At 68.6% G+C, this 20,603-nt stretch carries 21 protein-coding genes, 1 tRNA gene and 1 pseudogene; 9 read left to right on the top strand and 14 right to left on the bottom strand.

From position 1 onward, the window contains the following. Positions 1–903, top strand: a 903-nt coding sequence (locus ACIA75_RS33670; protein WP_397111091.1) for a hypothetical protein, incomplete at its 5' end; no start/stop codon positions are given. Between the two features lie 10 nt (positions 904–913). Then, on the top strand, positions 914–1,567 hold the full coding sequence (locus ACIA75_RS33665; protein WP_397111090.1) for a hypothetical protein: 654 nt from the start codon (positions 914–916) through the stop codon (positions 1,565–1,567). Between the two features lie 59 nt (positions 1,568–1,626). On the opposite strand, the gene ACIA75_RS33660 is transcribed toward ACIA75_RS33665, so the two are convergent. Together ACIA75_RS33660 and ACIA75_RS33655 are read right to left on the bottom strand one after the other, a co-directional pair. Next, positions 1,627–2,073, bottom strand: a complete 447-nt coding sequence (locus tag ACIA75_RS33660) for an NUDIX domain-containing protein (protein WP_397111089.1) — start codon at positions 2,071–2,073, stop codon at positions 1,627–1,629. A 761-nt stretch (positions 2,074–2,834) separates the two neighbouring features. Further along, positions 2,835–2,922, bottom strand: a tRNA-Leu gene (locus ACIA75_RS33655). Between the two features lie 162 nt (positions 2,923–3,084). Here ACIA75_RS33655 and ACIA75_RS33650 point away from each other — a divergent pair. Then, positions 3,085–3,900, top strand: a complete 816-nt coding sequence (locus tag ACIA75_RS33650; protein ID WP_397111088.1) for an SDR family oxidoreductase — start codon at positions 3,085–3,087, stop codon at positions 3,898–3,900. Between the two features lie 431 nt (positions 3,901–4,331). On the opposite strand, the gene ACIA75_RS33645 is transcribed toward ACIA75_RS33650, so the two are convergent. After that, positions 4,332–5,300 carry an Acg family FMN-binding oxidoreductase gene (locus ACIA75_RS33645; protein ID WP_397111087.1) on the bottom strand — a complete coding sequence of 323 codons (969 nt, stop codon included), beginning with the start codon at positions 5,298–5,300 and terminating at the stop codon, positions 4,332–4,334. Between the two features lie 475 nt (positions 5,301–5,775). On the opposite strand from ACIA75_RS33645, the gene ACIA75_RS33640 reads away from it, so the two are divergent. Then, entirely contained in the window at positions 5,776–6,945 is a 1,170-nt protein-coding gene (locus ACIA75_RS33640) for a DoxX family membrane protein (RefSeq protein WP_397111086.1), read from the top strand. 28 nt (positions 6,946–6,973) lie between these two features. Here ACIA75_RS33640 and ACIA75_RS33635 read toward each other — a convergent pair whose 3' ends face one another. The 9 genes from ACIA75_RS33635 to ACIA75_RS33595 all read right to left on the bottom strand — a co-directional run bounded on the left by ACIA75_RS33635 (position 6,974) and on the right by ACIA75_RS33595 (position 14,585). Then, complete coding sequence (locus ACIA75_RS33635) at positions 6,974–8,293, bottom strand: cryptochrome/photolyase family protein (protein ID WP_397111085.1); 1,320 nt, start codon at positions 8,291–8,293, stop codon at positions 6,974–6,976. After that, positions 8,290–8,661, bottom strand: coding sequence for a VOC family protein (locus tag ACIA75_RS33630; protein ID WP_397111084.1), 372 nt, complete (start codon positions 8,659–8,661; stop codon positions 8,290–8,292). Before ACIA75_RS33630 ends, ACIA75_RS33635 begins: the two co-directional genes overlap by 4 nt. 141 nt (positions 8,662–8,802) lie before the next feature. After that, positions 8,803–9,309, bottom strand: a complete 507-nt coding sequence (locus tag ACIA75_RS33625) for a hypothetical protein (RefSeq protein WP_397111083.1) — start codon at positions 9,307–9,309, stop codon at positions 8,803–8,805. After that, the gene (locus ACIA75_RS33620; protein WP_397111082.1) at positions 9,303–9,947 is read right to left on the bottom strand and encodes a hypothetical protein; all 645 of its coding nucleotides are present in this window, start codon (positions 9,945–9,947) and stop codon (positions 9,303–9,305) included. Before ACIA75_RS33620 ends, ACIA75_RS33625 begins: the two co-directional genes overlap by 7 nt. Next, the gene (locus ACIA75_RS33615) at positions 9,944–10,555 is read right to left on the bottom strand and encodes a hypothetical protein (RefSeq protein ID WP_397111081.1); all 612 of its coding nucleotides are present in this window, start codon (positions 10,553–10,555) and stop codon (positions 9,944–9,946) included. The genes ACIA75_RS33620 and ACIA75_RS33615 overlap by 4 nt, the downstream gene beginning before the upstream one ends. Before the next feature lie 64 nt (positions 10,556–10,619). After that, positions 10,620–11,375 (bottom strand): ABC transporter ATP-binding protein, encoded by a 756-nt coding sequence (locus ACIA75_RS33610; protein WP_397111080.1) that lies wholly within the window; start codon positions 11,373–11,375, stop codon positions 10,620–10,622. After that, complete coding sequence (locus ACIA75_RS33605) at positions 11,368–12,450, bottom strand: FecCD family ABC transporter permease (RefSeq protein ID WP_397111079.1); 1,083 nt, start codon at positions 12,448–12,450, stop codon at positions 11,368–11,370. Before ACIA75_RS33605 ends, ACIA75_RS33610 begins: the two co-directional genes overlap by 8 nt. Next, entirely contained in the window at positions 12,431–13,576 is a 1,146-nt protein-coding gene (locus ACIA75_RS33600) for an ABC transporter substrate-binding protein (RefSeq protein ID WP_397111078.1), read from the bottom strand. Before ACIA75_RS33600 ends, ACIA75_RS33605 begins: the two co-directional genes overlap by 20 nt. Positions 13,577–13,688: 112 nt before the next feature. Continuing rightward, on the bottom strand, positions 13,689–14,585 hold the full coding sequence (locus tag ACIA75_RS33595) for a DMT family transporter (protein WP_397111077.1): 897 nt from the start codon (positions 14,583–14,585) through the stop codon (positions 13,689–13,691). A 114-nt stretch (positions 14,586–14,699) separates the two neighbouring features. Here ACIA75_RS33595 and ACIA75_RS33590 point away from each other — a divergent pair. Next, a pseudogene (locus ACIA75_RS33590) lies at positions 14,700–15,038 on the top strand (nitroreductase family protein); the annotation flags it as partial. 127 nt (positions 15,039–15,165) lie between these two features. On the opposite strand, the gene ACIA75_RS33585 reads toward ACIA75_RS33590, so the two are convergent. After that, complete coding sequence (locus ACIA75_RS33585) at positions 15,166–16,059, bottom strand: helix-turn-helix domain-containing protein (protein WP_397111076.1); 894 nt, start codon at positions 16,057–16,059, stop codon at positions 15,166–15,168. 85 nt (positions 16,060–16,144) lie between these two features. Between ACIA75_RS33585 and ACIA75_RS33580 the strand changes: the two genes are divergently transcribed. Next, complete coding sequence (locus ACIA75_RS33580; protein WP_397111075.1) at positions 16,145–16,585, top strand: hypothetical protein; 441 nt, start codon at positions 16,145–16,147, stop codon at positions 16,583–16,585. A 111-nt stretch (positions 16,586–16,696) separates the two neighbouring features. Here the strand turns inward: ACIA75_RS33580 and ACIA75_RS33575 are convergent, their stop codons facing one another. Then, positions 16,697–18,781 carry an MMPL family transporter gene (locus ACIA75_RS33575; protein WP_397111074.1) on the bottom strand — a complete coding sequence of 695 codons (2,085 nt, stop codon included), beginning with the start codon at positions 18,779–18,781 and terminating at the stop codon, positions 16,697–16,699. An 80-nt stretch (positions 18,782–18,861) separates the two neighbouring features. Between ACIA75_RS33575 and ACIA75_RS33570 the strand changes: the two genes are divergently transcribed. From ACIA75_RS33570 to ACIA75_RS33560, 3 genes are all read left to right on the top strand, one after another. After that, positions 18,862–19,371 carry a MarR family winged helix-turn-helix transcriptional regulator gene (locus ACIA75_RS33570; protein WP_397111073.1) on the top strand — a complete coding sequence of 170 codons (510 nt, stop codon included), beginning with the start codon at positions 18,862–18,864 and terminating at the stop codon, positions 19,369–19,371. A 186-nt stretch (positions 19,372–19,557) separates the two neighbouring features. After that, positions 19,558–19,887 carry a plasmid stabilization protein gene (locus tag ACIA75_RS33565; RefSeq protein ID WP_397111072.1) on the top strand — a complete coding sequence of 110 codons (330 nt, stop codon included), beginning with the start codon at positions 19,558–19,560 and terminating at the stop codon, positions 19,885–19,887. Positions 19,888–19,896: 9 nt separating this feature from the next. Beyond that, a complete protein-coding gene (locus ACIA75_RS33560) occupies positions 19,897–20,556 on the top strand; it encodes a UdgX family uracil-DNA binding protein (RefSeq protein ID WP_397111071.1) in 660 nt (219 codons plus the stop codon). Positions 20,557–20,603 lie beyond the last annotated feature (47 nt).

The raw sequence follows: 20,603 nt of genomic DNA, 5'->3' as shown, positions 1-20,603 counted from the left end.
CAACCAACTACCGGAGACCTCGCCATATCTCCAACTTCTCAACCCGGACAACGGGTTCCGCCCCTCAACTCACGGGCTTATGAAACGCGGCCTAGCAAGATCGGTTACAGCCACGTCATCACAACGACCAATGCCCAGCACCCCGCCCGCAGGAAGTTCGCCCAACTCGAACCGTCGGACTTCGCCTACGTGCAGGTCAGCCTCGACGGGGGTAGTGCGGCGACCCATGACGCAGTGCGCGGTGCGGGAACTTTCGATATCGCTATGGAGACCAGCGAAGAGCTGTGTGCCCGCGGGTTCGACACCCGCATCATCTGCACCGTGAACAAAGCCAACGAAGGCGACGTGCTCAACCTGCTCACCATCGCCGATGAGATCGGCGCGTCACTGGTGAAGTTCCATGTGTTCAGCACCATCGGAACCGGGCACGGGAACCCGGAGATGGCGATGACGCCCCCGGAATGGGTCGACTTCTGCAACCGCCTGGAGGGCGTCGCGCCTGCACACAACACTCGGGTGTGGTTCCAGCCGACCTACGCCCGCCGCGACCAGATGGACCGCTACGCCGCCGAGGGCTACCAGGGCTGCATCGGCCGCACCTTGGATCGGATCAGCATCTTCCCCGACGGCCGCGCCTACGTCTGCTCCTACCTGTTCGACACCGATATGTACCTCGCCCAGATGAAGGGCAACCAGGTCGTACTCAACCGCGAAACCGAGCACAACGAGTTCGATCTGTTCACCCTCCCCCTGGCCGAAAACGCCTGCGGCGGCTGCAAGTCCTCGGCATGCTTCGGCGGCTGCCCCGCCGAGGAGATCGTGATGGGCGCCAGCTCCTGCGCGGAGTACCCCGACATCGTTCCTGTCTGCCGTCTCTGGAAGTCCAGCGCCAAACCTGAATAGGAGAGACCCCATGCTCACGTTCGAGACTCTGCTCGAACCCCTGCGCGCCATCGATTGGGACGATGTGGAAGCCGTCGATGCGGCAGCCCGCAAGGTCTTCGGCCACTTCGCCGGCGGCCGGTATATGTTGCGGCGCGGATTGACCGCGATCCGGGAGGAGCCCCGGCTGATGGCGCTGTGCGAGCACTACGACATCCTCGACAAACTCGTCCTGTTCGATGACCCCCACACCGGAGTCCGTATGCGGCTCCACGTATTCGGGTCCGGCTATCACGATCGCCCACACAACCACCGCTGGACCTACGCCAGCCATATCCTGCGCGGCGAATATTGTCATCGGATCTACAGCCCAGTGACCCTGCACAGTGACCTCAATCCAGCCACCCTCGACACCATGATGGTCCGGCAGGAACAGGTCGGCACCAGCTACACCCTGCACCACAGCGCGATCCACGCGGTCGTTGCCGAACCGGGCACGGTGTCGATTGTCGTGCGCGGCCCGGCGATGACGGAGCGATTCCTGGTCATGGACAACAAGACCGAGGAGGCGTGGTGGCAGTACGGCGCGGCAAAGGAACCCCCCGAAGATGCTTACCGCAAGCGCATGACCGGGCAGCGCTTCGACGAATTGGTTACCTCACTCACCGAGTGGAACGTCATCTGAGTTAGGCCGACGCCGCAGGGCGCTGTCGAGGGGGGGTGGCGCCCCCGCGGTGAACTCGCCTACCAGCCGTACAAAGAGAACTGCCGCTCCGCGGCGATATGCTGCATCGCTTCGCGGCAGTAGGGGATCATCCGGTCCGGCAAGGCGTCGAGGGAGAACCAGGCCAGGTCGTCGCATTTGTCGGGCTCCATATTTGCCGGGTCGCCTTCCCAGTTCTGCACCAGGAAGAAGAACGCCACCCGTCCACCGGAGGACGAATTGTGCATGACGTGCGCGAAGCGGACAGCTTCTGCGCTGATCGTGAGTCCGATCTCTTCTTTCGCCTCCCGCACCAGGGCAGCAACCATCGACTCGCCGGCCTCCAGGTGGCCGGACGGTAGGTGGTAGGCGCCGTCCTCGTAGCCGGTATTCACGCGCCTGCCGAAAAGCACGCGTCCTTGTTGATCGATGAGCAGGAGATGTACATCCCCGATCAGCTTGTGTCGTTCTGTACCGGCAACCGCCATTGTCGACCCCGATCTATCACACACACGCACCTGATCTGGGCGATGCGTTCAACACCGTAGGCCCACCGTGGCCGGCCGCCTATGCGTCCGACGTATATCGCCCGGACACACCACCGAACCGGAGAAACCGTGCAGGAATTGCCCCACCGCCCACCCGAAACCCGGCACCGCTATCCGCCACCGCTCAGAGGACCGATCGAGCGTGTATCCGAGGAGCTGCTGCAACGCACCGCAGCAGCGATGCACGACGCGTGGCCCGAAGTCGGCAACCCGACCCGGCGCAGCGCACCCTCGTAACAGCGCCCACGCTCTCCGGCGGCCTGAGCTACTGCCGATGGACTGATATAGCGATCGTGACGATCGGTCAGGTCCGAAAACCCCGATTCGTTCGATGTCTCGAGGTCAGCCGCCCCTGCTGCTGAATAGGGCAGGGCTCGTTGCATCGTGCTGGTCGCTACCGATACATGCTCCCGCACCCCGAGGAGGCAGGGCGGGGTGCTAGGCCGACTGGATGTCTCGAAACCTTGAATTCGAGAGACTGGGGTCGAAGCGTCTGTCAAGACGGGCAGGTGATACGAAACTGCGACGGCACAGCCACGGACCGGATAGAGCAGAATGCCGCCGGGCCAGCAAGCGGGACGGCGCTCTGTTCTGCGGTTGGTACGGTCTGAGGGGTCAGGTGGTGCTGCACCAGGCTCGCCGCAGCGCCCACCGATACAGCGCCACGCTCGGGTGAGCGCCAGGGTTGCTGTGGTTAGCAGTGGTGTCCGGAGGGGGACTTGAACCCCCACGCCCGATAAAGGGCACTAGCACCTCAAGCTAGCGCGTCTGCCATTCCGCCACCCGGACCGGTGTGCTCAGCAAGAGTATCGGATCGGGCGACCGGGGCAAAATCGCGGGTCCTACCTGGGGAAATCCTTCGGTGGAGAGACCGGGTTCGGATTCCGGTCCTCGGGGGTGGGGGCGTGGGTAGGTTGGTGGCGCAGGTGAGTGGACAGTGAGGAGTGCGTGGTGGGTCAGAATGTTGCGGTCGTGGTCGGGGTCGGGGGTATGGGGCGGGCCATCGCCCGACGGATCGGGGGTGGGCGGAGGCTGATGCTCGCCGATTTCGACAAGGACAGTCTCGCGTCGGCGGTCGAGGTTCTGGCCGGTGAGGGGCATGCCGTGACCGGGCGGCAGGTCGATGTTTCCGATGCGGAGTCCGTGGCGGCGCTGGCCGGGGCCGCGGCCGAGTTGGGGCGGGTGACCCATATCGCCCATACCGCGGGGGTGTCACCGACCCAGGCGCCGACGGAGGCCGTGTTCGCGGTGGATCTGCTGGGGACCGCGCTGGTGCTGGATGCCTTCGGGGAGGTCGTGGCCGAGGGCGGTGCCGGTGTGGTGATCGCGAGTATGGCCGCGCATCTGGCGCCGCTTCCGGATGATCAGGTGGCCGCGCTGGCGACCACGCCCGCCGCGGAGTTGATGGGGCTGCCGTTCATCGACCGGAATGTCCACCCGGGTGTCGCTTACGCGGTGGCCAAACGGGGCAATGTGGCGCGGGTGCAGGCTGCGGCGGTGGCGTGGGGGCGGCGGGCAGCTCGGCTCAATTCGATCAGTCCCGGTGTTATCTCGACACCGATGGGCCGGCACGAGCTCGAGGGCGAATCCGGTGCTGGGATGCGGGCGATGGTTGCGGGGTCGGCGTCCGGGCGGCTGGGGACGCCGGACGATATCGCGCATGCGGCGGCGTTTCTGCTGGACCCGGCCGCGAGCTTCATCACGGGTACCGACCTGCTGGTCGACGGTGGCGCGGTGGCCGGGGCGCGGGCGGCAAGGTCCGGGTAGGCACCGCCGGACACGGCCGCGCCGCACGGCATCAGGCAGCCCGGACCTCGACGGCTTCCCGGATCGACCGGCGCAAACGGCGGCCGTCCGGAACTCGAGGGTTTCCCGCACCGGCCGGGGCGACAGGCCCGCCAGCAAACCCAGCAGGCCCAGAACGCCTCGAACCAAGCCTGAAGGCCCAGAGCGAAGCCGACCGGTCGCAGAGCCAGGCTCAGCAGGCCCAGGCCCAGGCCCAGGCCAACCAGGCCAACCAGTGCTGGCGAGGGGGCACCCCCATACCAGTGCGGAAACGGTCACGACGGCCCTCCTGACTGGTGGTGCCCCCGATACGGGTCTCGGTGCGAAAGTAGCGCCGGAGCCGCTCGCCCCGGCGGCGGCCGGGGCGGACCTCGACGGCTTCGGGCAGCGGATCGCGTGACGGCGGCTGTGGCTCAGACCTCGACGACTTCCCGCACCGGCCGGCGCGGGGTCTCGGGTAGCGGGGCCGCGTGGCCTGCGCTCCAGCCGACGCGGACCATTGCCTGGGGGTAGGCGCAGTCGTGCAGGAGTTGCGTCCGGATCTCCTGGCGTGATTCGAGCATGCCCAGTGGTTCGGTTTGCAGGCTGGTGGCCAGGCCGAGACTCGTGGCGGTCAGCAGGAGCGCGCTGATCGCTTCGCCGGCGCGGAGCTGTGCCCGCCGGTCGTCGCGGGGTGTTCCCACCACCAGCCACTGGGCGCCGTCCGGGTGGTCGGCGGGGTCGAGCAGTGTGGGCTCGGCGAAGCTGCGCACTGGGATTTCCCCGGCCTGCCGCGGCGCCGGCGCGTTCCGGGAGGGAACACCGTCGCAGGTCCGGCCCGGTCCGCTCCAGCGGGCGATTTCCGCTTGGTATTCCTGGTCGCCGGAATGCAGGGTGGCCGCGTGCCGCATGGGACCGGCGAGACGCGGGAGCATGGGGTCCGGGACCTGCCGGACCGCGGCGCCGAAGTCGGAGACCCGGCCGGCCAGGGAGCGGATGTGCCGGGCCGGTATCGGTCGAGAAAGGTAGCGGCGGCGGTCGGTGCGTCGCAGCAGGATGGCGGCGGCCTGCTCGATTTGGGCATCTGTCGGTCGCTGCCGGGTCGTGTGCACGGTGGCCAGGTGGGCGGGATCGGCAGGATCCGGGCAGTAGTCCACGCTGGTGGACCAGTTGAGGGTGGCCAGCCCGAGCCGCAGATGGTGCAGCGCGGCGCCGCAGCTGATGATCAGCGCCCGCTGGAAGGGGTCGGTGGCCGGGAGCTGACGGCTGGTGTCGGCGAAGAGCTGAAGCCCGGTCGGGGCCGGGCGCCACCGCCACGGCTGGGTGTTGTGGACTGACGGCGCTCGGACGGCATAGCCGAGCGCGATATCGGTGGCCTCACGATCCGGGATCGCGGAGTGCATTGTGGTGCATCCTTCCGATTACTGGCGATGTGTCGAGATTTCGCCGCGCGCGGGCCGGCCGGCCGCACGCCTTCCCGACAGCGGCGGGGCCTCCGCGGCGGGCCGCGCTCGGCGGGCCTCGCGGCGCGGCGAGTGTGCTGGTCCCGAGGGTAGACATTCGCGCTGCGGACGGCATGGAGGCCCGGGGCCGGGAAGCGGGCGCCACGGCCTTTCCGGTGCCCGCCGGCCTGCGAATTGTGCAGTGCGCCCGCCGGTCCCGTCGTGGCACCGGCGACAGGAGCCGGAGCTCCGGCCGCGGTGTGATCTTGGCCATGAGGGCCACCGGGCGCCGCCCCGGATCCGTCCGCCGGCGCGACACGCGAGCCCGCACGCTGTTTCCCGCGCCGAATGCGGGGTAGATCGCCAGTACGCTGGGCTACCACCCCTGGTGACCTGCCGTGACAGACGCGATACACCGAGGAAAGGGATGCATACCATGCTGATACGTCGGCTCGCCCGCCCGCTGCTGGCAGCTACGTTCGTCGCGAACGGCGTCGAAACCCTGATGCATCCGCAATCACGGGTTCAGGAAGCGTCGAACCTGGTGTCGAAGGGGCAGGAGTCGCTGCCGTCGAACGTCGCGTCCTCGCTTCCCTCCGACCCGGACATGCTGGTCCGGGTCACTGCCGCCGTCCAGATCGCGGGCGGCACGCTGCTGGCGCTGGGGAAGGCACCGCGACCCGCGGCGCTGGCGCTGGCGGCGACGGTCGTACCGGCGACGGTCACCGAGCAGAACTTCTGGGCCGAGACCGACCCCGAACGCAAAGCCGCCAAGCGGACCGCGTTCCTGAAGGATATGGGCCTGCTGGGCGGGCTGATGATCGCCGCGGCCGATACCGCGGGCAAACCGTCGCTCGGCTGGCGGGGCAGGCGCGCCGCCCGCCGGGCCGCGAATACCGTCGGCGGCGCGCTGCCGGCGGGCCGGAGCGGAACGAGTGACTCGGTGCGCCATCAGCTGCAGCATGCGGCGGCACGCGGTCAGGACTTCGCGGGCACGGCAGCGGTTCGGGGTCAGGAGTTCGCGGGCACGGTCGCCGGGAAGGGAGCCGAACTCGCCGAGATCACCCGGGAGCGAGGGCCGGGCTGGGCGGAGGCGGCGAAGCACCGCGGCGCCGAATGGGCCGAGGTCGCCAGGCACCGGGGCGGCGAACTCGCCGATGTCGCGAAGCACCGGGGCAGCGAACTGGCCGACACCGTGCAGACCCGCGGTCCCGTCTGGACCGAAACCGCCAAGAACCGCGCCGCCGAGCTCGGCGATATCGCCAAACACCGGGGCGAAGAACTGGCGGAGACCGCACAGTCCAAGGGCCCGGTGTGGGCGGAGACGGCGAAGAACCGGGCCGCCGGGCTCGCCGACGCCGCCAAACACCGGGGCAGCGAACTCTCCGAGACTGCCCAGGCCAAGGGTCCGGTGCTCACCGCCGCCGCCAAGAACCGGGCCGCCGGCGTGGCCGACTACTCGAAACAGCGGGGCGGCGAACTGGCCGCCGTGGTGAAGGAGCAGCGCGCGCAACTGGAAAAGCAGGGCGCCCAGTTGGAGAAGCAGCGCGCTCAGCTGAAGAAGGCGTACCGGAAATCGCAGGCGGAGGCGGCGAAGAAACGCTGAGAACCGTATCGACCTGCCCGGGCATGTGCTACATGCCCGGGCATTCGATTATCGGCGCGGGATAGTCCTCGAGACGGTCGCGCCACGGCCGGTGGGCCGCCCGGCCGTCCAACTCCGTGAGTTCGGGAATCCAGCGGCGCACGTAGGCGCCGTCGGGATCGTAGCGTTCGGCCTGGCGCAACGGGTTCAGGACGCGGTTCGGCCGGGTGTCGTTACCGGTGCCCGCGATCCATTGCCAGTTGAGCTGGTTATCGGCCACGTCCGCGTCGACGAGCCAATACCGGAAATGCCGGGCGCCGGTCCGCCAGTCCACCCGGAGGGTTTTGGTGAGAAAGCTCGCGGCGATGAGCCGGGCACGATTCGGCATCCAGCCCTGCGCCCGCAGCTGGCGCATACCGGCATCGACGATCGGGAATCCGGTCCGGCCCTCGCTCCAAGCGGTGACGGCCTGGTCGTCGGCCCGCCAGCGGATGGCGCGATCGCGGTAGTCGGACCATGCTGCCGCGGGCCGGGCGGCCAGCACCTGGTGGTGGAAATCGCGCCAGGCCAGCTGCCGGATGAATGCTGCCCCGCCGGGGGTGGAATCGTCGGCCCGGCGCACCAGTTCGGCAGGTGAGAGGCAGCCGAAGTGCAGGTAGGGCGACAGGCGGGAGGTCGCGTCGGCGGCGAGGTCGTCACTGTCTCGCGCGTAGTCGGCGATTCCGTGAGAAAGCCAGTCCCGCAGCATTTCCCGGCCCGTGGTCTCACCCCCGACGGCCAGTTCGGGGGATGGCTCGCCGCGTCCGAGATCCTCGGGTCGAGGGAGCGGATCGGAGGCGATCGAGGGCAGGTCGAGGCGGTGCGGGGCGCGCAGCGCCGGCCGCCGGCGGGCGGTAGACCAGCGCCGGAAGTAGGGGGTGAACACGGCGAAGTGGTCGCGGTTCGCGGGCAGCACCGCGCCGGGTTCGAGCACCGTCAGCGAGCCGGTGTGTACCTGTAGCTCGCGGTGGTCGCGGGCCAGGCGTGCGCGCAGGCGCTGTTCCCGGTCTCGGCTGTAGCGGCTGACGTCGGCGGCGATATGCACCTCCGAGGCCCCGGTCTCGGCCGCCACCGCCGCCACCTGTTCGGCGATATCGCCGGAGCGGAGGACGAGGCGGCCACCGAGATCACGGAGTTCGGCATCGAGTTCGCGCAGCGCGGCCACCAGGAAATGGGCACGGTTGGGTGGGCACAGTCCGCGCGCCAGGATGCCCTCGTCGAGGACGAACAACGGCACCACGGTGCCGCCGGCCCGATGCGCGGCGGTGAGCACCGGGTTGTCCTGTACCCGCAGGTCGCGGGTGAACAGGGCGATCGCGGCGCCGGTCACCGGAACCAGACGAGGCAGAAGGTGTGCCCGACCGGGTCGGTGTACACCCGGAAGCCCTCGGCCGCCTCGACGAAGGTCGCGCCCAGCGCGAGCACCCCGGGCTCGGCGATCTCCACATCGCTGACCAGCACATCGAGGTGGAGCTGCTGTGATCCGGCCGGGTCGGGGAAGCGCGGCGGCCGGTACTCCGGCGACAACTGGAAGGCGAGCCGGCGACCCTGCGGATCGACCATCGCCACCCAGGTGTCGTCACTTTCCTCCCGGACCACGTCCCCACCGAGCAGACCGAGGTAGAACTCGGACAGTTTCCACGGATCCGGACAATCCAGCACCACTGTCCGCAAACCTTCGACGCCTTCGGCGGCCATCTTCCGTCTCCTTCCGCACCGGACAACGGTGAACGCATACCCGGGCCGGAAACAGGGGAAACTCGCCGGCACACCACGGCCTGCGGCGCCCGGGCCCGCTCCGACAGTAGACCGGCCCGGACGCCGAGGGCGTCGTTTCACTCAGTGTGTCGGTGCCGGCGGGATCTCTTCGTAGACCTGGCCGACGGGGCCGGACAGCAGCCGCTCCGCCATCTCCTGTTTCAGCACGGTCAGCCGGGCGTCGTCGGCGGCCGTACGGCCGGTTTTCGCACCGAGGGCGATGAATTCGTCCGTGACGAAACCCGCGTCCCGCAGTTGCAACGACACAGTCGTGTCGCGATGGGTGAATTCCCAGACGTACCGTGCGAGCGTGGTGCCGCGGGATGTGGCCGCGAGACCGGAATCGACGGTGAAGCGGCCCTCGGTAACAGCTCGCAACGCCATCTCGATCGCGTCTCGCCCGCCCGGCCCGGGAAATGCGGTGCGGACCGTGACCTCTCGACGTTCGACCGCACCGAGCACGGCAACAGCGTGACGCATGGCGCAGTAGGCGTGCGCCACGCCGCCGGGGAAGCCCGGACCGTGGTACTTCATCAGCTCTTCGTACGAAATATCTATCGGTACACCCGATTCGAGAACTGTCAGCATGTTTTCCCTCTTCCACCGGTCGCCCAGTAGAGCGTCGAATAGAGCATTTGTGTGGCCCCGGGCATGAACCCGGACCCGTGGTGGTACACGGGGTCCATCGTGGTGACGAGCAACCGGCCGGCCGTGGACGTTTCGTCGATGTACAGGATCGAACCGTCGCGGGCACCGTCCTCGGTGTGCAGATCCACCAGGCTCACCGCGCCTTCCGGTGGTTCGAGCACGCCGTGGTAGTGCCAGACGACAGCCCGGTGCGCGAAGAATTCCCAGGCGGAATGGCCGGGGGCGCACAGCCGGAGCCGGTGGTCTTCACCGGTACGCCACCACCAGAACACTGTCGGGCGGGTTTGTTCCCGGAGGCCGGGTAGCCATGTCCCGGCGGCGTTCTCACCGAAGACGATCACGGTGGCACCCCGGTCGAGGGTCGCGAGGATCGTGTCCGCCCACGGGGTGAGCAGATCCGTGCGCAGCCGGTCGCTGACCACGATCACCTCGGCCTCGGCGAGAGCATCGAACGTCCCGGTCCGCACATGGACCGGGCGGATCCGGTACGGGGCCAGGGCCGGATCGGCGAGGGTCGCGAGCTGGGCGTGACTGCCGCCGTGCAGAAACGCGATCACGGTCGCGGGGCGGGTACTCACGATCCCGCCAGCCAGCGCACGATCTGTGCGCGCATTCCGTCGGTACCGCGGGCGGCGGTGGCGAACTGCAGCAGATCGTTGCCGCCGTGCACGAGCACCCGGCCCGCGCCGAGCCGATAGTCATAGTCGATCGGTGCGGCGGTGCGCCCGATCGTGTGGACAATGCGCGCGCCCTCCGGCAGATCGAGATAGCAACCGCGGCCGTAGAACCCGGCGACGCCGATCCGTTCCAGCTCGGCGAACGGCACCGGTCCGGACCTTCCGGTGTTGTACAGGAACGACTTCGGATCCGTGCCCGCCCAGACCGGGTGCTCGCTCACCCGGGTCAGCGCCAGATCCGGCGGGTTGCGGAACTCGAGTTTGCGCCACCGGGTGAGCCCGTCGAGGAACAGGCGCTGCACATGACCGTTGACGAGAACCCGGCCACCCCGGGTGACGAACGAATCCAGCAGCGGCCGTTGCTCGACGAGGAATTCCTGGTCGACGTCACCGTCGAAGTAGATTCCGGTGACCTCGCCGGTGCACGCGGCAGGCAGCTCGTAGACGTCGATCTCACGAAGGCCGTCCGGCGACCGCCCACCGGCCATCACCGCTTTGAGTACGGTCATAGAACCTCCATCGGAGGGTATTCATGCGGTCGGCGGAGGCCGCAGCGAAGGCGGAGGTATCGCATCATGCGATCCCCCGCCCGAAATCCGGGACCGCCAGCCGTCTGGTGGCGCTGGGGGTCGCCACATCGGAGGTCACGATCGGGACGCCGTACATCTCGCTGAGCAGGGTGCCGGTGAGCAGGTCCCGGGTCGGCCCGATCCGCCGGTCGTCGGCGTCCACCATCAGCATCGAGCGCTCGGCCACGTGCAGCGCGTGGTCGGGGTGGTGGGTCGTCATGACGACTGCCATCCCCTCGTCGGCCAGCGCCCGCAGCACCGTCAGCACCTGGGCTTGATTGCGCAGGTCCAGGGCGGAAGCGGGTTCGTCGAGCACAATGATGTCGCAGTCGGACACCAGCGCCCGCGCGATCAGCACGAGCTGGCGTTCGCCACCGCTGAGGCCCGTGTAGTCGCGGTCGGCGAGGTGGATCGCACCCACTCTGCGCAGCGCTTCCCGGGCCGCGGCCCGGTCGGCCGCGGTGGGACTGCCGTAGATCTTGACCGTCCGGGCCCGGCCCATGAGCACGATATCGAGTACCGAGAACGAGAAGACCACCGAATGGCTCTGTGGCACATAGCCGACCCGGCCCTTCGCGTCGACGGAGCCGGACACCGGGGCCAGCAGTCCGGCCAGGCATTTCAGCATCGTGGTCTTACCGCGCGCGTTCGGTCCGAGTACAGCGAGCACCTGACCCGCCGCGGCGCGGACCGAGGCATTACGGAAGATCCACGGCGCCTTGGCCGAATAGCGGAACGACAGCGAACAGGCTTCAAGCATCGGAACCCCACAGACGTGCGCGATTGCGAATCAGCAGGAGCACGAAGAACGGGGCTCCGATGATGGCGGTGAGGATGCCGATGGGGATCTCGGCGGTGCTCAGGCTCCGGGACAGGGTGTCGATCACGGTGAGGTAGGCCGCCCCAAGCAAGGCACTGACCGGCAGCACCATCCGGTTGTCGGTCCCGATCATCATTCGCACCAGATGCGGCACGACCAGACCCACCCAGCCGACCACCCCGGCCACCGATACGGACCCCGCGGTGATCAGGGCGACGCAGATCAGCAGCAGTGTCCGCAGCCGCCGCGGGTTCAACCCGAGCGCGGTCGCGTCCTCGTCGCCCATGGCGAGAATGTTCAATCGCCAGCGCAGCGCCAGGACCACCAGGGCGGCCGCGACGATCGGGATCGCGGCGGTCAGCACCTTGGTGTAGCTCGCGGTGGCCAGGGAACCCATGAGCCAGAACACGATCGACGGGAGTTCGCTGTAGGGGTCGGCGATATAGGTGATGAACGAAACCATCGCCTGGAACATCGCGCCGACCACCGTGCCGCCGAGGATGATCATCAGCAGGGGCGCTCCGGGCACGGCCCGGGCGATCGTCACCACGAGCACCAGCGCGACCACACCACCGAGGAACGCCCCGCCCACCAGCGCCGCACCGCCGAATCCGGCGAGCAGCACCAGTACCCCGCCGAACGACGCGCCCGACGACACACCCAGCACCTGCGCGCTGGCCAGCGGATTCCGGAACACGGCCTGCATCACGGCCCCGGTCAGCGCGAGGCCCGCGCCGAGCAGGATCGACAGCAGCACCCGCGGCAGCCGCACATCGAGCACCACGGTGCGTTCCTGCGGGTACCAGGTCGGCTCGATCGGCAGGAACTGCCCCAGCAGAATTCGCACGATCTCGTTCGGTGGCACGGTATAGCGCCCGATCGCGAGCGCGCCGATCGCCACCGCAACGAGCAGCACGGTGAAACCGGCGATCACCAGGACTTTACGGTCGGCTATCGTGCGGCGCGGGGCGGGAACTTCCGGCGCCGCGACGCCCTCAACGGCGGAACTGGTCATAGTTCGCGGCGTCGGAGTTCATATCGAAACGCAGCACCTGGTCGATCTCGTCCTCGGAGATCTCGTAGGCGAACAGGTTGTCGAACGCGGCCCGCATATCGTCGCGCAGCGCACCGTCGCGCGCTCCCGGATACAGGATCCGGTGCATCCACTGCCACATGAGCGGGGATTCGGCGCTGGGCACCTGCCAGCGGTAGCCGCCCAGCGGTGTCTTGTAGACGCGTTTGTTCTGGACCGCGCTGATGCCGGCCAGTCGCGGATCGGCATAGATATCGGCCGGTGTGCTCTGGTCGAAACCGCTGAGCATGATGACCTCCGGGTTCCAGGCCAGGATCTGTTCCGGGCTCACCTGTCCGGACTCGGAGGTGAACCCCTTGGTGACCAGTTCGGCACCGACGAGGTCGAACTGGAAGCCGTCGTACCCTTTCGCACTGGTTGTGCTGTAGGTGTCGCCGGTACGGGACAGGATCATCGCCCGCGGCCGCGGTACGTTGCCGGCGGCGACATCCGCGCGCATTTCTGCCTGTTCCGCCCGCTGCCAGTCGACGAGTTCCTGCCCGCGTCCGGGTTTTCCGGCGATCTGCGCGAACAGGGTGATCCACGCTTCGAGATCGTCCTGCGTTCCGTACTCCAGACCGGCGACCGGGAAGCCGGCCGATTCGATCGGGGCAGTGACATCGGCACCGCGGTCGCCCCACTGGACGACGATATCGGGATCGAGTTCGAGCAGTGTCTCGACATTCGGCATGAAGTCGTTGCCCGCGACCACGGCGGATTCGGTGGATTCGGGGAACATGGTCGCGAACATGCCGCCGCGGTTCGCCACCAGCGTCGACTGGTTGATGCCCACGATCCGGTCGTAGCTGCGGTCGACCGCGGCGAAGATCGACGGGGCCGGCATAACGGTGAAGGCCACCTTGTCGGCGGGGCCGTCCAGGGTGACCGTTTCGCCGCGCTGGTCCACGATCGACAGCGCACCTGTTGTGCCGGAGGCGGTTTCGGTCTGCGCGTCCCGGGTGGAGCACCCGGCGGTCAGCGCGAGTGCGCCGATCACCCCGGCGGCGATCCAGCGCCGTGGCGGAAGGCTCCACGTTCTCCGTCGTGCACGCCGCGTACTCGATGCCATGCGCCTTACCGTCCTGCCTGTGAATCGTATAGAACGAGATCAGGTTAGCCTTACCTACCAGGCTTGTGTCAAGCAGTGGCGTTTCACTTACGGGATCATCGTGCGGCTACCTCTACTTCGCCGGCGCAGAGGGCTTGCGCCCGCTGCGGGTGAGCGCGACACCGGCCAGGCACAGGACGCCGCCCAGCAGCGCGACCGGTCGCGGAAGTTCACCGAGGACGAACCAGGCCATCACGATCACCAGGGCCGGTACGGCGTAGGTGGTCGCCCCGACCTGCCCGGCCGTCATCCGGGCCAGCGCGTAGGCCCAGGTCGTGAACGCAATCGCGGTCGGGAAGACACCGAGGTAGATCAGGCTCAGGGTCGCCGTCAGCGGTGCCGAGCCCAGTTCGTCGAACAGCTGACCCGCGAACGGCAGACAGGCGAGGGTGCCCACCACGCACCCGCCCGTGGTCACCTGTAGTGCCGAGGCGTGGACCAGGGCGGGTTTCTGCACCACCACCGCGATCGCCCAGGACGCGGCCGCGATCACACAAAGCACCACGCCCAGGAGTGTCGCCGAACCTTCGGAATCGGCCAGACCCACGACCACCGCGCCGGTGAACGACACCGCTATCCCCACCATCAGTCGGGCCGGGAAACCCTCGCGGAGCACCAGGCCACCCAGCACGGCGATCAGGACCGGTCCCAGATTGATCACCAGTGCGGCGGTACCGGCGTCGAGATATCGCTCGCCCCAGTTCAACGCCACCATGTACACCCCGAACCACAGCAGACCGGAGATCCCGATCCCGCGCCAGGCCGGCCGCGGCGGGAACCCGTCGCCGACGATCAGCAGCAGCACGACCAGGACCACGGATCCGGAAGCCAGCCGGCCCAGCGCCAAGGCGCCCGGTGAGAAGTCCTGCCCGGCCAGCCGGATGAACACGAACGCCGAGGCCCACAGTGCCACGGTCACCACCGCGGCCGACGCCGCGCGTCGCCGGCCGGTCTGCTCCACAAGATCCACCCGCCGACGATAGTGCGTTCCGCGGCCACGGTTCACGCGGTTTTCCGCCCTCGGGTTCGGCTCGAGCTGCAGGCAATTGCTGACCCCGTGCAGGGGTGCGGCGACGATGAGACCATGCCCCGGACCGCCCCCTCCCCCGGCCACCTGGTGGCTCAGCGCTACCGCGACACCGAACCGTCGGACCCCGCCGACTGGAATCCGGTGCTGCAGGTGCTGCACGAACATCGTTCGGTGCGCCGGTATCTCCCCGACCCGGTGCCCGACGAGGTGCTGCGACTGCTGATCTCGGCTGCCCAGTCCGCACCCACCTCGTCCAACCTGCAGGGGTGGAGTGTCGTCGCGGTGCGCGACCCACAGCGTGAGGCCCGGCTCGCCGCACTTGCCGGCGACCCGGAACATATCCGGCAGGCTCCGGTCCTGCTGGTGTGGACCGCCGACCTCGCCCGGCTCCGGGGCCCCCGCCGCACTGCCAGCCGAGCCACCACACCTTCGGGCCGACCACAGTGCGCAGGGCGGGAATGATCACCCTGCGCACCAGGAACGTGTCCCGGATGATGCCGTTACCGACGATGCGGCCCAGCTAGGCGTCGTTGCCCGCAACCACACCGGATTCGATGGATTCGGGGACCTCGGTCGCGAACATGCCGCCCCGATTCGCAACCGAGGTCGGCCGGCCGATGCCCGCGACCCGCTCGGCCCGGTCACGCAGGATCTGCGCTGTTGTCTCGTCGGCGGGCAGAAATGCCTCCAGCTGCAGTTCGGCGAGAGTGATATCGACCGCGGTGGTGAACGAGGAGATCATCGTGATCAGGCTCAATTCCCCGGTGCCGGTGCGCAACCGGAGCGGTACGGCGAAACCGATATGACCCGGCCCGAGCTGCGGCGGCGGCAGGTAGCTTTCGAGTTCGGCCAACAGATCGTCCAGCGCGGCATCGGGGCCGGCGGCCGCCCGGGCGCGGAGCGCCTCCGTGATATGCCGCCCCCACTCCGCGAGATTCACCACCCGCGGGGCGAGACCCTCCGGATGCAACGCAAGCCGCAGTACATGCAGCGGCGGCTCCAGCAACCACGGCGCCGCGCCCTCGGTGATCAGACCGAACGCAGGGTTCGCGGCAACGAGCACGCCGTGCGGCCGGACGATGACCGCGGGATAGGGCATATGTCCCTGCAGGATCGCATGCAGCGCCGCGCCCGCGGGAGCCGATTCCACTGCGTCGAGTGCGGTTTCGGGAAAAACCGGTGCATATCCCGCGGCGAGCAGCAGCCCGTTGCGATCCCGTAAGGACAACGCGAGCGATTCGGCCAGACGCACGACCATGGCCCGCCCCGGCTGAGAACGGCCCTGCTCCAGGTAGCTCAGATAACGCTGCGTAGTTCCTGCGCGGATGGCCAGATCGAGCTGACTGACGCGGCGCAGCAGCCGCCACCGTTTCAGCTGCCGGGCGAAACCCGCGGGTGCCGTGACGACCGTCATCCGTGCAGTATCCGGTGCGAGCACCGGCTCTGCCATACCCCGCAGGGAATCGCGACGGACCGGACCGCGGGACAAACTCGGTCGCATGAGCAATCACGACGAAATGAGTCTGACCCGGTTAGCCGACGACTATGTCGCGCTGTGGAACGAACCGGACCCGGCCGCACGGCGCGATCGGCTACAGCACCTGTGGACCGAGGACGGCGCACAAGTGCTGGTCAACCCACCGCAGGAAGCACGCGAATCATTGGCTCGGCTGGCGGTCTCGATACCGTCCGTCGAGATCCGGGGCCGCGATGCCATGGAGCGCCGAGTGAGCGCCGCCTACGAACTGTTCGTCGCGTCCGGCGAGCACCGATTCGCTCCGGGCGGCCCCGCCGTGCGCCTCGCCGGGAATCTGATCGGACTCGCCTGGCTCATGGTGACCACGAAGGACGAGTCGGTGGCAGGCGGCGGGTACGACGTCCTCGTACTGGACGGCGAGAACCGCATCCGCTGGGACCATCAGTACGTCGGCATCTCCTGACGCACAGTACGAAGCTTCCGGTGGCGCCTCCGCGTCGCTGCTTCCGCTGAGCACACGGCCCGGCCTGCGGTATCGGCGTTCACCGAAACCGGAGGGCGGGCCGGCCGATCATCAGCGCCGTTCCGCGGACGATTCCCGCCGCTCCCCCGCCGCGCTACCGGCCGGCAGTCCGGGCCACCACACCTTCGGGCCGACCACGGTGAACAGGGCGGGAATGACGACCGTGCGCACCAGGAACGTGTCCAGGATGATGCCGATGCCGACGATGATGCCGAGCTGGGTGAGGGTGATCAACGGGAGCACCCCGAGTACGCAGAACACCGCGGCGAGCACGATACCCGCGCTGGTGATGACGGCGCCCGTCGCCGAGACCGCGCGCACCATGCCGCCGACGGTGCCGTGGCCCGGTGTCTCCTCGCGGGCCCGGGTAACCAGGAAGATCGTGTAGTCGACCCCCAGCGCCACCAGGAACAGGAAGGCGAACAGCGGCGTCGTGGTGTCCAGGGCCGGGAATCCGAACACCCGCGTCCCGACCAGGCTGCCGACCCCCAGCGCCGCCAGCGCACTCAGGACGGTGACGCCGATCAGCAGCACCGCGGCGGGCACCGCGCGCAACAGGACCAGCAACACCGCGAACACCACCACCAGGATGAGGGGGATGACCAGCAACTGATCGCGGCGGGCGGCATCGCGGGTGTCCAGAGCCTGAGCGTCACTGCCGCCGACCAGCGCCTGCGTCGCGGGCGCCGAGGCCAGCGCCGAACGCATCTGTTCGATCGTCGCGAATGCCTGTTCGGATTCCGGTGCGGCATCCAGCGTCACAGCCCACCGGTCCGTGCCCGCGTGCGTACCGGCCGGATTCACCGCCGAGATCGACGGCACCGCCGACAGCGCCCCGCGTACGTCGTCGCCGGTGCCCTCGACGGCGAGAACGATCGTCGGATCCGACGAGCCGGACGGGAAATGCGCGGCCAGGGTGTCGAGTCCGTCGACGGATTCCGCCTCGACCCGGAACTGCTCGGTCTGCGAGAGACCGATATCGACACCGGAGAGCCCGGCGCAGAAGCCGAGCAGCACCACGATCGCGGCCGACGACACCGCCACGGGCCGGGCCACGACCCAGGTCGCGATCCGATGCCACACCCCCTGCTCGGTGACGTCGTCGTCGCTCGGCCGGGGAACGAACGGCCAGAATACGTTCCGGCCGCACAGTGCCAGCGCGGGTGGCAGCGCCACCAGCACGAACACCACGGCCACCAGGAGTCCCGCGGCGGCCATCAGACCGAGCGACCGGGTATTCGGCAGCGTCGCCAGCAGCAAGGTGCACAGAGCGAGAACCACGGTGACATTGCTGGCCAGGATCGCCGGTCCGGCGCGGCGCACCGCCTCGCGCAATGCGCGCCGATGGTCGCTGTGGCGGTGTAGTTCGTCGCGGTAGCGCGATACCAGCAGTAGTGCGTAATTGGTTCCCGCGCCGAAGACCAGGACGCTGGTGATCCCCGAGGTGGAACCGTCGAAACTCAGGTCGGTCAGGCGGGCCAGCGCGGTGCCGGTGCTGGTTGCGGTCCGGTCGGCGAGGCCGATCACCAGCAGCGGGACCAGCCACAGCACCGGGGAACGGTAGGTGACGATCAGCAGCAGCGCGACCACCAGCGCGGTGACCGCCAGCAAGGTCACGTCCGCGCCGGCGAAGGAATCGGCGATATCGGCGCCGAACGCAGGACCCCCGGTTACCTGTACGGTGAGCCCGGGCGGCACCTGCTGCGCCGCGGTATCGCGGAGGCGGCCGATCTCCTCGGTGAGGGTTTCCCCGCTGAGTTCGGCGGATACGCTCGCCTGCCCCAGCGCGGCCTTACCGTCCGGCGCGACCACCAGTCCCGGACCGCCCCCCGCCGTGTCCGCCACCTGCGCGGCGGTCGCCGTGGCGGCCGCCTTGTCCGCCTCGGTCAGCACGGCGCCGTCGGCCCGGCTGAACACAAGGATCACCGGTGCGTCCGCACCTCCGGGAAACTCGGCGACCGCGGCCTTCACCCGTGCAGATTCCGCGGACGCCGGTAGCGAGGTCGGCGCCCGGCCGGCGTCGTCGTTGCTCCCGACGCCCAGGATCGCACCGCAGGCGGCGGCGAGGACGGCGATGAGTAGCCACCAGGAACGGCGACCGGTGACCACTGCGGCATAGCGCTCCCACGGATTCACGCGGCCGACTATTTCAGAAACTGAAATATCTCGCAAACGCCGCCTACACTTTGCCGGACGGACGAGAAGGGATACCGAGCGTGACACCAGCGGGCGAGGCGGCCGACAGCGCGGCGCGCACCCACGCCGAAACCGAGATCGCGACCGATATTCGCGCGCTGACCGCGATCTCGGAACAGATCGCGCAGCTCTTCGCCCAATCACATTCCCTGCGCAGCAACGATTTTCGCGCTCTCATGCATATCGCCACGGCCGATGCCGAAGGTGAACCGCTCACCGCCGGACAGCTGCGCGAACTCATGGGAGTGTCCCCCGCCGCGATCACCTACCTGGTCGAGCGGATGATCGCCTCGGGCCATATCCAGCGCGAAACCGACCCCGGCGACCGCCGGCGAGTGCTCCTGCACTACGCCGACCGCGGGATGGCGGTCGCCGGCGAGTTCTTCCATCCGCTCGGGCAGCGGACGCGCTCGGCCATGTCCGGCCTCCCGACCGGTGACCTCCTCGCGGCGCATCGGGTCCTGCATGCGGTGGTGTCCGCCATGCGCGAGCACCACACTGCCCTGACCCAGCCGGATACCGGTTCCTGAGCCACCGGCGCACCCGCGAATACCGGTGCATACGACGCCGGATACCGGGTACGGCGGTCACGGGCACGACAACAGAACGACGGGAGCCCGCCCGGCCGGTCTCGTGAACCGCGGATCTTTCGCGCCCGGCTCGGCTGATTGCGATGCTTCGACGCGGGTATACGACCCGCAGACAGGAGGTGTGTGATGCCGAAGGAATGGACCGACAAACAGGAACGGCAGTACGAGCACATCAAGGATTCGGCGGAGGATCGCGGGACCGGGACCGGACGCGCGAAGGAGATCGCCGCGCGCACGGTCAACAAGAACCGCGCGCAATCCGGCCAGTCGAAAACCGCCAGCCCGTCCTCCCTCCGCGACGTCTCACCGCAGCGACGCGGTGGTAAACGGTCCCACAGCAGCGGACCCAAGGGCCAGACCCGCGACCAGCTGTACAACGAGGCACGGCGCCGCGGGATCAAGGGCCGTTCGAAGATGAACAAGGACGAACTCGCCGACGCCCTGGGCCGGTCGTAGCGGACAGCGATGAACACCACTGCGCGGGGCTCGGCAACCACACTCCGCCGGGCCCCGAAACCTGTCGGTGCGGCCGAGTTCGTGCCCGCCGCGGCCGATCTGGATACCGTCCGGGAGGCAGCGGCGGGCTGCCGCGGGTGTGACCTGTACCGCAACGCGACGCAGACGGTCTTCGGGGACGGGCCGGACCGCGCGCCGGTGGTCATGGTCGGCGAACAGCCCGGTGACCAGGAAGACACGCGCGGCCTGCCGTTCGTCGGGCCGGCCGGGCGGTTACTGGACCGGGCACTCGGCGAAGTGGGTTTCGACCGCGACGCGGTCTACCTGACCAATGCGGTGAAGCATTTCAAGTTCGTCGAACGCGGTAAACGCCGGATCCACAAGCAGCCGAGCCGCACCGAGGTGGTCGCGTGTTCGGCCTGGCTGGCCACCGAACTCGAACTGGTGGCACCGGATCTCGTGGTCTGCCTGGGCGCGGTCGCCGCGAAAGCAGTACTCGGCCCGTCCGCCACCATCGGTGAACTGCGCGGGCAGGTGGTGGACCGTGCCGATTTCCGGGTCACGGCCACCGTCCACCCGTCATCGGTGCTGCGTGCACCCGACCGCGACAACGCCTACGCGGAATTCCGCGACGACCTGGCCCACATCCTCGACCTCATAGCCCACTGAGCGCCGGCGAACCTCCCAGTACCGAGACGCCGGCGAGCGTGCCCGGC

Origin of the sequence: Nocardia sp. NPDC051750 (assembly GCF_044453135.1) — a bacterium.
Classification (GTDB): domain Bacteria; phylum Actinomycetota; class Actinomycetes; order Mycobacteriales; family Mycobacteriaceae; genus Nocardia.
The sequence above is the reverse complement of the archived record's forward strand: the minus strand, read 5'-3'. Positions and strand labels throughout refer to the sequence as shown.

Coding starts and splice junctions, on each gene's coding strand:
- ACIA75_RS33580 (WP_397111075.1), top strand. CDS start 16,145: ATGAGCAATCACGACGAAATGAGTCTGACCCGGTTAGCCGACGACTAT.
- ACIA75_RS33640 (WP_397111086.1), top strand. CDS start 5,776: ATGCTGATACGTCGGCTCGCCCGCCCGCTGCTGGCAGCTACGTTCGTC.
- ACIA75_RS33645 (WP_397111087.1), bottom strand. CDS start 5,300: ATGCACTCCGCGATCCCGGATCGTGAGGCCACCGATATCGCGCTCGGC.
- ACIA75_RS33605 (WP_397111079.1), bottom strand. CDS start 12,450: ATGACCAGTTCCGCCGTTGAGGGCGTCGCGGCGCCGGAAGTTCCCGCC.
- ACIA75_RS33600 (WP_397111078.1), bottom strand. CDS start 13,576: ATGGCATCGAGTACGCGGCGTGCACGACGGAGAACGTGGAGCCTTCCG.
- ACIA75_RS33615 (WP_397111081.1), bottom strand. CDS start 10,555: ATGACCGTACTCAAAGCGGTGATGGCCGGTGGGCGGTCGCCGGACGGC.
- ACIA75_RS33565 (WP_397111072.1), top strand. CDS start 19,558: ATGCCGAAGGAATGGACCGACAAACAGGAACGGCAGTACGAGCACATC.
- ACIA75_RS33610 (WP_397111080.1), bottom strand. CDS start 11,375: ATGCTTGAAGCCTGTTCGCTGTCGTTCCGCTATTCGGCCAAGGCGCCG.
- ACIA75_RS33630 (WP_397111084.1), bottom strand. CDS start 8,661: ATGGCCGCCGAAGGCGTCGAAGGTTTGCGGACAGTGGTGCTGGATTGT.
- ACIA75_RS33560 (WP_397111071.1), top strand. CDS start 19,897: ATGAACACCACTGCGCGGGGCTCGGCAACCACACTCCGCCGGGCCCCG.
- ACIA75_RS33660 (WP_397111089.1), bottom strand. CDS start 2,073: ATGGCGGTTGCCGGTACAGAACGACACAAGCTGATCGGGGATGTACAT.
- ACIA75_RS33585 (WP_397111076.1), bottom strand. CDS start 16,059: ATGACGGTCGTCACGGCACCCGCGGGTTTCGCCCGGCAGCTGAAACGG.
- ACIA75_RS33665 (WP_397111090.1), top strand. CDS start 914: ATGCTCACGTTCGAGACTCTGCTCGAACCCCTGCGCGCCATCGATTGG.
- ACIA75_RS33625 (WP_397111083.1), bottom strand. CDS start 9,309: ATGCTGACAGTTCTCGAATCGGGTGTACCGATAGATATTTCGTACGAA.